The sequence below is a fragment of the Aeromonas ichthyocola genome, from assembly GCF_046087985.1.
GTDB lineage: Bacteria > Pseudomonadota > Gammaproteobacteria > Enterobacterales > Aeromonadaceae > Aeromonas > Aeromonas rivipollensis.
In genome coordinates this window covers 635452-649117 of the sequence record NZ_JBJSWH010000002.1, presented here as the reverse complement: position 1 = coordinate 649117, position 13666 = coordinate 635452, and the positions used below count along the sequence as shown (strand labels likewise).

General features: G+C 63.2%; 11 protein-coding genes, 1 tRNA gene and 2 pseudogenes. 8 read left to right on the top strand and 6 right to left on the bottom strand.

Annotation, left to right across the window (positions count from 1 at the left end):
* Window positions 1–46 precede the first annotated feature (46 nt).
* Window positions 47–1060 (top strand): UDP-glucose 4-epimerase GalE, encoded by a 1014-nt coding sequence (galE, locus tag ACF2JD_RS07670; RefSeq protein WP_440987120.1) that lies wholly within the window; start codon window positions 47–49, stop codon window positions 1058–1060.
* Between the two features lie 73 nt (window positions 1061–1133).
* On the opposite strand, the gene ACF2JD_RS07665 is transcribed toward galE, so the two are convergent.
* A complete protein-coding gene (locus ACF2JD_RS07665; protein ID WP_440987119.1) occupies window positions 1134–1883 on the bottom strand; it encodes a DsbA family protein in 750 nt (249 codons plus the stop codon).
* A 198-nt stretch (window positions 1884–2081) separates the two neighbouring features.
* Between ACF2JD_RS07665 and ACF2JD_RS07660 the strand changes: the two genes are divergently transcribed.
* Window positions 2082–2169: transfer RNA gene (locus ACF2JD_RS07660), tRNA-Ser, on the top strand.
* 15 nt (window positions 2170–2184) lie between these two features.
* Here the strand turns inward: ACF2JD_RS07660 and ACF2JD_RS07655 are convergent.
* The 3 genes from ACF2JD_RS07655 to ACF2JD_RS07645 all read right to left on the bottom strand — a co-directional run bounded on the left by ACF2JD_RS07655 (window position 2185) and on the right by ACF2JD_RS07645 (window position 7058).
* Window positions 2185–2643, bottom strand: coding sequence for an MFS transporter (locus ACF2JD_RS07655; protein WP_440987118.1), 459 nt, complete (start codon window positions 2641–2643; stop codon window positions 2185–2187).
* Window positions 2644–2760: 117 nt separating this feature from the next.
* The gene (locus tag ACF2JD_RS07650) at window positions 2761–5886 is read right to left on the bottom strand and encodes a multidrug efflux RND transporter permease subunit (protein WP_440987117.1); all 3126 of its coding nucleotides are present in this window, start codon (window positions 5884–5886) and stop codon (window positions 2761–2763) included.
* A 14-nt stretch (window positions 5887–5900) separates the two neighbouring features.
* Window positions 5901–7058: an efflux RND transporter periplasmic adaptor subunit gene (locus ACF2JD_RS07645; protein WP_440987116.1), complete on the bottom strand. Its 1158-nt coding sequence runs from the start codon at window positions 7056–7058 to the stop codon at window positions 5901–5903.
* Window positions 7059–7213: 155 nt separating this feature from the next.
* On the opposite strand from ACF2JD_RS07645, the gene ACF2JD_RS07640 reads away from it, so the two are divergent.
* Both ACF2JD_RS07640 and ACF2JD_RS07635 read left to right on the top strand, forming a co-directional pair.
* A complete protein-coding gene (locus ACF2JD_RS07640; protein ID WP_440987115.1) occupies window positions 7214–7942 on the top strand; it encodes a response regulator in 729 nt (242 codons plus the stop codon).
* Entirely contained in the window at window positions 7939–9060 is a 1122-nt protein-coding gene (locus tag ACF2JD_RS07635; protein ID WP_440987114.1) for an ATP-binding protein, read from the top strand. The genes ACF2JD_RS07640 and ACF2JD_RS07635 overlap by 4 nt, the downstream gene beginning before the upstream one ends.
* A 156-nt stretch (window positions 9061–9216) precedes the next feature.
* Here ACF2JD_RS07635 and ACF2JD_RS07630 read toward each other — a convergent pair whose 3' ends face one another.
* Complete coding sequence (locus ACF2JD_RS07630; RefSeq protein WP_440987113.1) at window positions 9217–9585, bottom strand: permease; 369 nt, start codon at window positions 9583–9585, stop codon at window positions 9217–9219.
* Between the two features lie 190 nt (window positions 9586–9775).
* Window positions 9776–9988, bottom strand: coding sequence for a hypothetical protein (locus tag ACF2JD_RS07625; protein WP_440987214.1), 213 nt, complete (start codon window positions 9986–9988; stop codon window positions 9776–9778).
* A gap of 440 nt (window positions 9989–10428) precedes the next feature.
* Between ACF2JD_RS07625 and ACF2JD_RS07620 the strand changes: the two are divergent.
* The 4 genes and pseudogenes from ACF2JD_RS07620 (at window position 10429) to ACF2JD_RS07605 (ending at window position 13657) form a co-directional block, all read left to right on the top strand.
* Window positions 10429–10795: pseudogene (locus ACF2JD_RS07620) on the top strand (ArsR/SmtB family transcription factor).
* A 4-nt stretch (window positions 10796–10799) separates the two neighbouring features.
* Window positions 10800–11172 (top strand): annotated as a pseudogene (gene arsD, locus ACF2JD_RS07615) (arsenite efflux transporter metallochaperone ArsD).
* Window positions 11173–11246: 74 nt separating this feature from the next.
* Window positions 11247–13040, top strand: coding sequence for an arsenical pump-driving ATPase (gene arsA, locus ACF2JD_RS07610; RefSeq protein WP_440987112.1), 1794 nt, complete (start codon window positions 11247–11249; stop codon window positions 13038–13040).
* A gap of 101 nt (window positions 13041–13141) precedes the next feature.
* Entirely contained in the window at window positions 13142–13657 is a 516-nt protein-coding gene (locus ACF2JD_RS07605; protein ID WP_440987111.1) for a phosphatase domain-containing protein, read from the top strand.
* Window positions 13658–13666 lie beyond the last annotated feature (9 nt).

Genomic DNA, 13666 nt, shown 5'->3' with positions numbered 1-13666 from the left:
GGGCGGGTAGACTCAGCTCCAGTTTCCTCAAAGCACGGGATAAAAAATGACAATTCTGGTCACGGGCGGTGCCGGTTATATCGGCTCCCACACCTTGGTTGAGCTGCTGGGCGCCGGCCAGCAGGTGGTGGTACTGGACAATCTCTCCAACTCCTCCCCCGAATCCCTCAGGCGGGTCGAGCGGATCACCGGCAAGGCGGTCACCTTCGTCGAGGGCGACATTCTGGACAGGGACTGCCTGCAACGGCTGTTCGCCGCCCACAAGATTGAGTCTGTGATCCACTTCGCCGGCCTCAAGGCGGTGGGGGAGTCCAGCCAGATCCCGCTCACCTACTACCAGAACAACGTGACCGGCACCCTGGTGCTGTGTGAGGAGATGGCCAAGGCCGGCGTGTTCCGCCTGGTGTTCAGCTCCTCGGCCACCGTCTATGGCGATCCCGCCTCTGTGCCCCTGCGGGAAGATTTCCCCACCAGCGCCACCAACCCTTACGGCCGCTCCAAGCTGATGGTGGAGGAGATACTGCGGGATCTCTCCAAATCCGATCCCCGCTGGGCCATAGTGCTGCTGCGCTACTTCAACCCGGTCGGTGCCCACGAGAGCGGCCTCATAGGCGAAGATCCCAACGGCATTCCCAACAACCTGCTGCCCTATATCAGCCAGGTCGGTGTCGGCAAGCTCAAGGAGCTGGGGGTCTTTGGCAACGACTACCCGACGCCGGACGGCACCGGGGTGCGCGACTACATCCACGTGGTGGATCTCGCCATAGGTCACCTCAAGGCGCTGGCCCGCATCGGGAGCGACACCGGGGTCTTCACCTACAACCTGGGCACAGGTCAGGGTTACTCAGTGCTGGAGATGGTCAAGGCGTTCGAAACCGCAAGTGGTCGCCCCATTCCCTACCAGATCAAGCCCCGTCGCCCCGGCGACATCGCCGAATGCTGGGCCGAGCCTACCCTGGCCCGGGACGAGCTGGGCTGGCAGGCGGAGCGCGGACTCGAGCAGATGATGGTGGACACCTGGCGCTGGCAAAGCAACAACCCCAACGGCTATCAGGCCTGAGGGACTGGAGCCTGAATGACAAAACGCCCCGGCATCGAGATGCCGGGGCGTTTTTTTACGAGCGAAGAGCGGGTTACTGAATGCTCTTGCCGGCTCGCACGTCCTTGATGAAGCCTTTCAGGCTCGCCAGATCGCGGGGGGCACCGCGCAGGATCTGATCGCCGATGATGAAGGCTGGGGTGCCGGAGATGCTCATGGCCTCGGCCAGGGCACGGTTGGTACCCAGGTTCTGATCTATGCTGCCGTCCTTGATCTTCGCCTCGACCTTGCTCCAGTTGACGCCAGCCGCCTCCGCAAGCTGCTTCACCTGGGCTTCGTCGGAGAGCGGGCCCTGATGGGCGTACAGCTTGTCGTGGAAGGCCTGGTACTTGTCGGGCTGGCCGAGCTTCACCGCCAGCGCCGCGCGGGCGGCATAGTAGGAGGTCTCGCTCAGTATGGGGAACTGCTTGTAGATGTAGCGGATGTCCTTGTCTTCAGCGAGCAGTTGCTGGATAAGCGGGTGGGCCCGCTTGCAGTAGCCGCAGTTGTAGTCGAAGAACTCGACCACGGTCAGGCTGCCCTTGGGGTTGCCGGTCTCGGGATCCTGGTTGGCGAAGAGCTGCTTGGCATGGGCCTCGATCAGCTTCTTGTCGTTCTCGGCCTGCTGGCTCTCCTGCTTGGCGCGCAGGGCATTGGACATCTCGACCAGTATTTCCGGATTCTTGACCAGATAGTCGCGCACGATCTGCTCGACGTCGCTCTTGGTCAGCTCGCTCGCCTGCACCGGCGCCGCAAGCAGGGTCGCGCCGGTCAGGGCGGCGAACAGGGCATGTTTGATTCTCATATGTCCATCTTGCTGGGAATATCGTGGAGGCCACTATAGTGGGTGAGTCTGTTTTCAAGTCAAGCCATCCGGTTGAAAAAGCACGGTTTGGGACGAGTCTGCGGGTTTTGTTGGCCATTTAGCCCAATAAATCGGCAAACGAACAGAGCGGGGATTTACAAGGGGGATCGTCATGGGTAATATGCGTCGCACTGCTGCGGAGGGGTGGCAGAGCGGCTGAATGCACCGGTCTTGAAAACCGGCGATGGGCGACCATCCGTGGGTTCAAATCCCACCTCCTCCGCCATATATACGGCCCATCTCAATCATTGATTGAGATGGGCTTTTTCGTATTCGCGTGCCACAGACCCAGCGCCATGGCGCGCTCATCCTGGTCTTCGAAGGTGCGACGTATGGTGCCAAGCACGCAGGGCATGATCATCGCGCCCCCCAGGGCCAGCAGCACCCGTGCGCCTATGAGCATGGCGGGCGTCGGCGCAAAGGCGGCAAGCAGGGAAGAGACCCCGAAGATGACCAGCCCGGTGAGCAGCAGATGCCGGTTGCCGATACGGTCCGCCAGTGTGCCCATGGGCACCAGCAGCCCCGCCATCAGCAGCGGATAGATGTCGATGATCCACAGTACCTCGGTCGCGGATGCGCCCAGGGCCTGGGTCAGCGAAGGCACGGCTATGTGCAATATGGTCATGTCGATGACCACCGGCAGGAAGGCCAGCATGACGGCCAGCAGCACCAGCCAGCGGCGTTGGGTGTCAGAGAACATGGATTGACTCCTCCGTAATGATGAATGAACGGGGGCTGGCTGCGCTGACCTCAACCCCCGCTGTCTGGCCGCCCTCGTTCAGGCCGCAGGGCAGGAAGAGGGGCTGCAACACTGGCATCATTGCTCCCCCCTGTGCACTCGCCGGGCCCGCCAGAGCTGAAAGCGCTCCTGGGTGCCGATGACGAAGACAAAGAAGACCGGCACGAAGAAGATGGCCAGCAGGGTGCCGCTGATCATGCCGCCGAATACGCCGGTGCCGATGGCATGCTGGGTCTCCGCGCTGGCGCCGCTGGCGAGCATCAGCGGCATCACGCCCAGGGTGAAGGCCAGCGACGTCATCAGGATGGGGCGAAGACGCAGGCGTGCGGCAGTCACAGCCGCGTCTATCAGCGTGCGCCCCTCGCCGTGCAACTGGCGTGCAAACTCGACTATGAGGATGGCGTTCTTGGCCGACAGACCGATGATGGTGATCATGCCCACCTTGAAGAAGACGTCGTTGGGCATATCGCGCAGCATCACGGCGGCGACGGTGCCGAGCAGGCCCAGCGGTACCACCAGCATCACCGACAGCGGGATGGACCAGCTCTCGTAGAGCGCCGCCAGCACCAGGAAGACCACCAGTGCCGACAGCAGCATCAGCATGGGGGCCTGGGCCGCCGACTGACGCTCCTGCAACGACTGCCCCGTCCAGGCCAGGGCGAAGCCTTGCGGCAATTGCGCCACCAGGCGCTCCATCTCCTCCATGGCAGCGCCGCTGGATATCCCCGGGGCGGCACTCCCGGAGAGACGCACGGCGGGGAAGCCCTCGAAGCGCATCATCTGCTGCGGGGATTCGCTCCATACCGGTGTCACCACCTCCCGCAGGGGCACCATGCCGCCGTTGGCATTGCGCACCCGCAGGCCGAGCACGTCGTCGAGCTGCATGCGGGCCGGGGCGTCGGCCTGCAGTATGACCTGCTGCATGTGCCCGCCGTTGGGGAAGTCGTTGACGTAGAGCGACCCCATCGCGGTCGACAGTGTGCTGCTCACACTGGTGAACGAGAGCCCCATGGCCTCGGCCTTCTGCCGGTTGATCTCGAGGTGAATGCTCTCGCCGGGGGGCAGGCTGTCAGGGTAGACATCGCTCACCACCTCGCTGTCGGCGGCAAGCGTCAGCAACTGCGCCTGGGCGGCCAGCAGCGCGGCTTCCCCCCGATTGGCCCTGTCCTGCAGGAAGAGCGTGAAACCCGAAGAGGTGCCCAGCTCGTCGATGGCGGGCGGCAGCAGGCTCATTACCGTGCCTTCAGGAATATTTGCCATAGCCGCTTGTGCCAGCTCCGCCTCTTCGGCGGCCGTGGCGCCATGGCGCTGGTCCCAGTCTTTGAGCATGGTGAAGGCCATGGCCGCATTGGGGCCTGCGCCTGAGAAGCTGAAGCCCTGCACCACCAGGTTGGTGTCCAGCGCCTCGCGAGAGGCGACGTGGGCCTCGAACTCCTTGATCACTGCCAGGGTGCGCTCGCTGGTGGCGCCGGTCGGCAACTGGATGGAGGTCATGAAGTAGCCCTGATCCTCGTCCGGCAGGAAAGAGGAGGGCAACTGGGCGGCGGCGATGGCCAGCACGGTGCAGAGGGCGACGAAGGCCGCCATCATGCGTCCGCTGCGCCCGACCAGCCGGGTCACCCGGGCGCCGTAGCCCGCGGTGAGCCGCTCGAACCCCCGGTTGAAGGCACCGAAGAAGCCGCGCTTCTCATGATGACTCGGGCTGACCGGACGCAGCAAGGTGGCACAGAGCGCGGGCGTCAGGGTCAGGGCGAGGAAGGCCGAAATGAGGATAGACACCGCCATCGACAGGGTGAACTGCTGGTAGATGACCCCCACCGAGCCGCTGCCGAACGCCATGGGGATGAACACAGCCGTGAGCACCAGAGTGATGCCGATCACCGCCCCGGTGATCTCCTTCATGGCCTGCGAGGTCGCCTCTCGGGGTGACAGTCCCCGGGTGGCCATCAGGCGCTCGACGTTCTCCACCACCACAATGGCGTCGTCGACTATGATGCCGATGGCCAGCACCATGCCGAACATGGTCAGGGAGTTGATCGAAAAGCCCGCGAGCAGCATCACCGCGAAGGTGCCGAGCAGGGCTATGGGGGCGACTATGGCCGGGATCAGGGTGTAGCGCAGGTTCTGCAGGAAGAGGAACATCACCAGGAACACCAGCACCATGGCCTCCAGCAGGGTGTGGATCACCTTGTCGATGGAGACCTTGACGAAGGGGGCCGAGTCGAACGGGATCGAATAGACCATGCCCGCCGGCAGGGTAGGGGCGAGCTGGGCGAGACGGGTGCGTACCGCATCGGCGGTACGCACGGCGTTGGCGCCAGGGGAGAGCTGGATGGCGGCGCTGGTGGCGGCCACGCCGTTCTCCCGGTTGGAAAAGGTGTAGGATTGCGCCCCCAGCTCGACCCTAGCGACATCACCCAGCACCAGCTTGGCGCCATCGGCGCCGGCCCGCAGCACTATGGCGGCGAACTCCTCCGGCGCCGTCAGCTGCCCCTGTACCCTGAGAGGAACCGTCAGGCGCTGTCCCGGCAGGGCGGGTTCGTCACCGATGCGCCCCGGTGCTATCTGGACGTTCTGCTGCTCTATGGCCTGCGCCACCTCGCCTATGGTCAGCCCGTAGGCGGAGAGCTTGCCCGGATCCACCCAGATGCGCATGGCCTGCTCGGCGCCAAACAGCTGCACCCGTCCCACGCCCTCGATGCGGCGCAGCTCCTGAACGATATTGCGCGCCATGTAATCGTTGAGGGCTATCTCATCGAAGCGACCATCCGGCGAGGTCATGCCGACCATCATCAGAAAACCCGAAGAGGCGGACTCCACCTGCAGACCGTTCTGCCGCACCGCTTGCGGCAGGCGAGGTTCGACCGCCTTGATGCGGTTTTGCACGTCCATCTGGGCCAGATCCGGGTCTGTGCCCGGCTTGAAGGTGGCGGTGATCTGCGCGCTGCCCGAGGCATCCACCGATGACTCGAAGTAGAGCAGGTTTTTCACCCCCGACAGCTCGCGCTCGATAAGGCTCACCACCGCATCGTTCAGGGTCTGCGGCGTGGCGCCCGGATAGGTGGCATAGAGGGTCACCGACACCGGCGCCACCGAGGGGTAGCGGGAGATGGGCAGCTTGGGGATGGCGATGACACCCGCCAGCACGATGAAGAGGGCGATCACCCAGGCAAATACCGGGCGATGAATAAAAAACTGCGGCATGGAATGTCTCCGATTCAGCGGATGTCTGCGTCAGCCTGCTGGCTGACGGCGGGGGGTTGCCAGGGATGGGCAATGACTTGCGCCCCCGGGGTCAGGCGGTCGATCCCTTCGATCACCACCCGTTGCCCGGCGCTGAGTCCGGACGCGATGCGATACTGGCGATCCACCAGCTCAGCGGTGTTGACCGGGACCTGCTGTGCCTGCCCACTGGCATCCACCACCCACACGCTGGTCTGACCCGATGTGCGCACCAGGGCCTGCTGGGGCACGCTCAGGGCGCTGGCGTAGTGAGCCCGGGGAATGCGGGCCTGCACGTAGAGGCCGGGCAACAGGCGCCGCTCCGGGTTATCCACCAGTACTCGCAGCAGCACGTCGCCGGTTCCGGCATCCACCTCGATGCCGGAGAAGAGGATGTGTCCCTGCATGCCGAGCGGCTTGCCATCGCTGCCGAGGATCTCCACCTCCAGTTCAGGTGCCGTCGACCCTGCCTGCTGGCGCAGGGTTTCCAGCACAGAGGCCGGTTGGCGGACATCGACATAGACCTGATCGATCTGCTGGATCCTGGCCATGGGGGTGGCATCGGTGGGCGACACCAGGGCCCCTTCGCTCACCAGGGCCTGATCGATGCGCCCGGCGATGGGGGCCTCCACGCTGGCAAATTGCAGGTTCAGCTGGTGCCGGGCCAGGGTTGCCCTGGCCTGGGCCACGTCGGCGGCCGCCTGATCCCGCTGGGAGACGGCATCGTCATAGGTCTGGCGGCTGATGGCGTCGGTGCGCAGCAGCGGCACCAGGCGGTCAATCTGGATGCGGGCGCGCGCCAGCACGGCCTCGGCCCGCTGCAATGCCGCGGCGGCGCTGTCGACGTCTGTCTTGAAGGGGGCCGGGTTTATCTGGAACAGCACTGTACCCGCGCTGATCTCGGCGCCCTGCTCGAACAGGCGGCGTTGGACGATGCCGCTTATCTGGGCGCGAATTTCGGCGCTGCGCAGTGCCGCCACCCGGGCGGGCAGATCCTCGCTGATGACAAGATCTTCTCCTGCCAGCGTCATCACCGACACCTGAAGGGGGGCCGGCGCATCTTGCGCTTGCGGCGCCCCATCGCAACCCGCCAACCCGAATGCGGCAATGACGGCGAGCAGGGCGCCCGCATACCGCTGTCTGACAAACATCATACTCACCTCGTTAAACCGTCTCCCCGACATGGTGTTGCCGCGAGAGCACATCGAGCGGGCATTATGGAGAGGGGCTATTGCGAATGATTCGAGGCTTTGTGGAGAATCCATGGAGGCGGTGATAAAGTTCAAGCCCACCATTTTCGAGTCCGACCATGTCGTATCTTCATGCTTCCGCCAGCCCGGCGGCCCAGTCGCTGGTACTGATTGCAGAGGATGAAGCCGAGATCGCCGAGATCCTCGCCGCCTACCTGCAACGTCACGGATTGCGTACTCTTCATGCCGCCGATGGCCGCGAGGCGCTGGCCATGCACCAGGCATTCAAGCCCGATCTCCTGCTGCTGGATGTGCAGATGCCGCAGCTCGATGGCTGGCAGGTGCTCAGCGAGATCCGGGCCCGTGGCGACACGCCTGTGATCATGCTGACCGCCCTGGATCAGGATCTCGACAAGCTGATGGGGCTTCGCATGGGGGCGGATGACTATGTGGGCAAACCCTTCAACCCGGCCGAAGTGGTGGCCCGGGTTCAGGCCGTGCTCAGACGCACCAAGGCCGCAACCCCCGCCACCGCCCGGGTGCTGCGGGTCGGCCCCTTCCAGATCGATCTGGAGAGTCACGAAGCCAGCATTTGCCGCGATGACGGGCAACAGCGGCTGGATCTGACCCTGACCGAGTTCAAGTTGCTCGCCTCCCTGATGCGGGCGCCGAAGCGGGTGTTCAGCCGCGCCGAACTGCTGACCCACTGCCTGCCCGAAGGGGATACCCAGGAGCGCACAGTGGACAGCCACATCAGCAAGCTGCGCAAGAAATTCGAGGCCCACGGCATCCAGGGGGTACCTGCCAGTGTCTGGGGGGTCGGTTATCGCTTCGGTGGCGACGCATGAAACCGGCACCTGGCCTGCGCAGGCAGATCATCCACGCCCTGGGCCTGATGGCGCTTGGCATCATCTCCCTCGCGGTGATCGGCACCTATGTGTTCTATGCCATCGCCGTGACCTACCTGCCCGGCAGCATCTCCGAGAGCTGGATACCCTCGAGGGTGGAGATGATCTGGGTCGGCTCTACCATTCTCATCGCCTTGGGGATGGCGCTGTACGTGGCGGTTCGGCTCTCTCGCCGCATCCTGACCCCCCTCAACTCGGTGGCAAACAGCCTGCGAGACGTCGCAGAGGGCAGGCTCGACGCCCGCGTGCCGATAGATGAACAGGCAATAGGGGAGACGGCGCAACTGGTGCGCGACTTCAACACCATGGCCGAGCGGCTGCAGAACATGACCCGCGAGCGGGAGTTCTGGAATGCCGCCATCGCCCACGAGTTGCGCACTCCCGTCACCATTTTGCGCGGCCGCCTGCAGGGGCTGGCCGAAGGGGTATTTTTGCCAGAGCGCGAACTCTTCGAAAGCTTGCTGCGTCAGGTGGAGGGCCTCACCCACCTGATCGAAGACCTGCGGGTATTGAGCCTCAACGACAGCGGCCACCTGGAATTGCAACGCTCAGAGGTCAGGCTGGCAGACGAGCTTGCCGTGGTGCTTGACGCCTTTGCCAGCCCCCTGGCCGCGAGCGGTTTCATGCTTAGGCGGGAGCTCGATGCCGAACTCCCTGTCTGCTGCGATGCACTTCGCATCCGTCAGGCCCTGATGGCGCTGCTGGAAAATGCCCAGAAGCACGCCGTACCTGGCCTGCTGACAGTGCGCCTGCAACGCTCGGGTGCCCTGTGCACTCTGAGCGTGGAAGACGAGGGGCCAGGGATCGGCGAGGAGGTTGCTGCCTATATCTTCGATGCGTTTCGCCGGGGGGATCCGTCGCGCTCGCGCAAGAGCGGCGGCAGCGGGCTCGGGCTCGCCGTGGTCAAGGCCATTGCCGAGGCCCACGGCGGCAGTGCCCTCTGCCAGCCCAACGGGCGGGGCGGCACCACATTCCTGCTTTCCTGGCCGCTGACGACAGGCCATAACCCCTGCCAGCCACCTCCTTTATCTGTTGCGGGTGTGGTGCGGGAAGCCTGATCTGCGGAGATGGATGAGCGAGGTTATGCCCTTCTCCACATATCCAAGTTCATCCGATTGATTGGGATGGCTTTTTCTGGTCTGTGAGTTTTCAGCTCCCGTCCCTTCGCCCACGCCATTCTCTTGCTCCATCTCACAGCGTTGGTGCGGCCGATCTCAGGCCAGGGCCGCAGACAGTCCTTGTGCCAGATAACCCATCAGGATGGCCATTCCCAGGATCACGGTGAGGAATGCCACCATCATGGGGGTTCTGAACATCGACTTGAGCAGGATCAGCTCGGTCAGGCTGGCCCCCGCACTGCCGATGATGAGTGCCATCACAGCGCCCATCCCCATCCCTTTGCCCAGTAGTACCGATGCGAGCGGGATCACCGCCTCGGCGCGGATATAGAGCGGGATCCCGATGATGGCGCTGAAGGGGATGGCCAGCGGGTTGTCGGCGCCAGCATGGGCGGCGATCCACTCGGCAGGAATAAAGCCGTAGATAAACGAGCCGACGAGCACCCCCAGCAGCAGGAAGGGCAATACCGCTTTGAACTGCTGCCAGGCATCGATGCGCCTTGGCCCAGGCAGTGGGGTTTCCGGGGCTGGCGGTCAGGGCTGCCGTGCCATCTGCTGCAGCAGGAGAGGGGGCGTGGCCATCTCTGGTTGCGCTGCTGCGCAGCATGCCGCCCCGCTGAGCGGTTTGATTGAGCGAATGGTACTGCATTGGTTGTCACTGCAATTTGCTTGAGTTGTGGTGTGGGTCGCCGGTGCCATAACCACTGTGCCCGCTGTGGTACAGCAGTGCGTTGGCCTCTTTGGGGTCAATGACATGGCGCTCGAACCCGAACTTGTCGAGCAGCATGCTCGCCATGACAGAGACGCCGGCGGCGATCACGGCATGGAGCAGGGCCGTCAGTTTCCAGCCGAAGGTGACCCACATCAGGCCGACGATGATCGGATTGAGCAGCGGCGAGACGAACAGGAAGGTCAGGGTTGGCCCAAGGTGGCGGACAGGAGTCCGCGCAGCATGGGAATCCAGCCTTCAGGGCCCCCAGTAGAGCCGAAATCAAATAGCCTTGCCCTGCATGGGGATGGTGGATTTTCTGCAGCTGCAAAAGCAGTTGCGATCCCCGCCTCCACCCTCAGTCACCATATCGCGGCGCTGGTCTCGGTGGGGCTGGTCAAGCAGAACCGGGAGAGCCGCACCCTCCTTTGCATTTCTCAATATGAGGTGCTGGAAGGGGGTCCATCGCGTTTTTCCGTGACGAGTGCTGCGTGAACAGTCCGGGCAGCTGAACAGATTCCGTGACTTGGTTGAGGTGACTTGTTCATTTCAATAGTTCTTGTATAGTTGTAATGAAATGAGGTGATGAAGAGGTTCCCATGAATAAAGATACAGCCACTAAAGTGTTCGAGTCTCTTGCATCCGGGATCCGTCTCGATGTCTGGCGGCTGCTGGTCAAGGCCGGGTTGGAAGGCAGGTTGCTGGCCAGCTTGGCCAGTGAACTGGATATCGCCCCGAACACACTGTCATTTCATCTGAAAGCCATGCTGCATGCCGACCTGTTGTCGGTGGAGCAAGAGGTCGTTTTTTACGTTACCGGGCCAACATTCCCCTGATGCTGATCTTATCGGCTACCTCACGGAAGAGTGTTGCGCCGGGCATCCCGAAGCGTGCGGGATGATGCGCGCCGAGTCGAGCTGTTCGCCCCATGTGTTGCCCGAGCAATCTTGCTGCAATAAGGAGTAATGCCATGTCTGTTATCCAGATTTTTGATCCGGCACTGTGCTGTGCCAGCGGGGTATGTGGCGCAGAGGTTGACCAGCGGTTGGTGAACTTTGCGGCCGATGTAGCAGTGGGCCAAGGGGCAGGGGGTGGCCATCGAGCGCTTCAATCTGGCTCAGCAGCCGATGGTGTTTGCCGAGACCCCGCGGTCAGCGCTTTCCTGGATGCACGCAGGGGAGGCGGGGTTGCCGCTGGTGCTGGTGGATGGCCAGGTGGTGCTCACCGGCCGTTATCCCGGCCGCAGTGAATTGGCCCGTTATGCCGGTTTGCCCGCGCCGCAAGCAGTCATCAAAGGGATCGCCAAGAGCGGCGGCTGTTGCGGCAACAGTGGTTGCTGCTAACCCCAGAGTGTTGCTGACCACATCCCTGCCGCCTGCGCGGTGAATTGCCTTGTTTTGCCTGATTGGAGTCGCTTATGTCTTCGTCCGCGTTGCTGAACTACTCGTTTCTCCATGATGCGCCGCCGTTTCTCTTCTTCACCGGCAAGGGCGGGGTGGGCAAGACCTCGCTGGCCTGTGCCAGTGCGGTTGCCTTGTGTGACAGTGGCAAAAGGGTACTACTGGTCAGCACGGATCCGGCCTCAAACGTCGGCCAGGTGTTCGATACCCGGATAGGCAACAAGATAACCGCCATAGCGGCAGTCAGTGGGTTGTCAGCACTGGAGATAGACCCGCAAGCCGCTGCACAAGCCTATCGGGAGCGGATCGTGGGCCCGGTGCGCGGCAAGCTGCCCGAGAGCGTGGTGCGCAGCATCGAGGAGCAGCTCTCCGGTGCCTGCACCACAGAGATCGCCGCCTTCGACGAGTTCACCGCCCTGCTTACCGACAAGGCGTTGCTGGCAGAATATGACCATATCGTTTTCGATACGGCCCCGACCGGCCACACCATACGTCTGTTGCAGTTGCCGGGTGCATGGAGCGAGTTTCTGGAGCAGGGCAAGGGGGATGCTTCCTGTCTGGGGCCCTTGGCAGGGCTGGAAAAACAGCGCAGCCAATACGCCGAGGCTGTTGCTGCCTTGTCCGATGCAGAGAAAACCCGGCTGATTCTGGTCGCCCGGGCGCAAGCCTCGACCCTTCGGGAAGTGGCGCGAACCCATGACGAACTGGCGACCATAGGCCTTGCCAATCAGCAACTGGTTATCAATGGCATCTTCCCGGAAAGCGAACTGGTTGATGACCCCTTGGCGACCGCCCTGTGGCAACGAGAGCAGCTGGCGATGGCTCAAATGCCAGCGCTGCTTGCCAGCCTGCCACAAGACAGAGTGCCGCTGTTGGCGACCAATCTGGTTGGGGTGGACAGCCTGCGCCAGTTACTCGGCGCAGCATCGGCCACTGGGACTGATGAGGTTGAGAGCGCAATCACTGAACAACATCCCGGCTTGAAGCAACTGGTCGATGAGCTGGCCAGCGATGGCCACGGGCTCATCATGCTGATGGGCAAGGGCGGTGTGGGTAAAACCACTCTGGCGGCAGCAGTGGCGGTGGAGCTCGCCAGTCGGGGGTTGCCGGTTCACCTGACCACCTCAGATCCCGCAGCCCATCTGGGAGAGACACTGGCAGGGGCGTTGCCGAACCTGGAGGTCAGTCGTATCGATCCCCACGCCGAGACCGAGCGTTACCGTGCCCAGGTGCTGGCCATCAAGGGGGCGAGTCTGGATGCCCAGGGCCGCGCCCTGCTGGAGGAAGATTTACGCTCCCCCTGTACCGAAGAGATCGCCGTGTTTCAGGCCTTCTCGCGGATCATTCGCGAGGCGGGCAAGCGCTTCGTGGTGATGGATACGGCGCCGACCGGCCATACCCTGTTGCTGCTCGATGCGACCGGTGCCTATCACAGAGAGATTGCCCGCCAGATGGGGGGCAAGGGGATGCACTTCACCACCCCCATGATGCAACTGCAAGACCCGAAACAGACCAAGGTGATGATAGTCACCCTGCCCGAGCCCACCCCGGTACAGGAGGCGGCCAACTTGCAAACGGACCTGCGCCGCGCCGGTATCGAGCCCTGGGCCTGGGTAGTCAATCACATGCTGGCCCCTGCCAGCGTCACTTCCCCCCTGCTTGCCCAGCGAGCCTATCGCCAGCAGCCCCATATAGAAGCGGTCAAGGGTGAGCATGGAAAGCGTTATGCCGTGGTGTCCCTGCTGGCGGTCGAGCCGGTCGGCGTCAAGGCCCTGCAAGACTTATGTCACCCTGCCCACAAGGAGGGGTGAGGCAGAGCGCCCTATGATGCTTGCGTGGTCGCGGTTGCGGCCACCAGCACGGGGTACCAACAACCTGTTTTCACCAACCAATCTGATGTTCTCAATGAGACATGGAGCCGCTGCTTATCATGCACCCCTTTGACATCCTGAACCTGGATAATGGCGCCCGCCTTATCTTCACTCCCTGCCCTGGCACCAAGGAGGCTTCCCTGCAAGCCTCCCTCAAGACCCTGCAAGCCGCCGGGGCCGATGCGGTAGTCACCATGATGCCCGATGCCGAGCTTAGCGAATTCAAGGCCGATACCTTGCCCGCCGAGTGCGCAGCGTTGGGGCTGGCCTGGTTCCAGCTGCCGGTGGAGGACGATTGCGTCCCCGAGGCGCCCTTTGCCGCCGCCTTTGCCAGCCACAAGACGGCGCTGCTGGCTCGCCTGGCGGCGGGCCAGACCCTGGCCATTCATTGCCGTGGTGGCTCGGGTCGTACCGGGCTGATGGCAGCCATCTTGCTGCTGGAATCGGGCTATGCCCCCATACAGGTCAAGTCGCTGGTGCAAGGGCTGCGTCCCAAGGCGCTGACCCTGGCGCCCCACGTTGACTACCTCAACAGCCACTACTCATTCGCCGGTTAAGGAAAACAG

What these genes read in the sequence shown, in the direction of transcription:
- ACF2JD_RS07635 (WP_440987114.1), top strand. Translation starts at nt 7,939, where the DNA reads ATGAAACCGGCACCTGGCCTGCGCAGGCAGATCATCCACGCCCTGGGC.
- ACF2JD_RS07645 (WP_440987116.1), bottom strand. Translation starts at nt 7,058, where the DNA reads ATGATGTTTGTCAGACAGCGGTATGCGGGCGCCCTGCTCGCCGTCATT.
- ACF2JD_RS07640 (WP_440987115.1), top strand. Translation starts at nt 7,214, where the DNA reads ATGTCGTATCTTCATGCTTCCGCCAGCCCGGCGGCCCAGTCGCTGGTA.
- ACF2JD_RS07650 (WP_440987117.1), bottom strand. Translation starts at nt 5,886, where the DNA reads ATGCCGCAGTTTTTTATTCATCGCCCGGTATTTGCCTGGGTGATCGCC.
- arsA (WP_440987112.1), top strand. Translation starts at nt 11,247, where the DNA reads ATGTCTTCGTCCGCGTTGCTGAACTACTCGTTTCTCCATGATGCGCCG.
- ACF2JD_RS07665 (WP_440987119.1), bottom strand. Translation starts at nt 1,883, where the DNA reads ATGAGAATCAAACATGCCCTGTTCGCCGCCCTGACCGGCGCGACCCTG.
- galE (WP_440987120.1), top strand. Translation starts at nt 47, where the DNA reads ATGACAATTCTGGTCACGGGCGGTGCCGGTTATATCGGCTCCCACACC.
- ACF2JD_RS07605 (WP_440987111.1), top strand. Translation starts at nt 13,142, where the DNA reads ATGGAGCCGCTGCTTATCATGCACCCCTTTGACATCCTGAACCTGGAT.
- ACF2JD_RS07655 (WP_440987118.1), bottom strand. Translation starts at nt 2,643, where the DNA reads ATGTTCTCTGACACCCAACGCCGCTGGCTGGTGCTGCTGGCCGTCATG.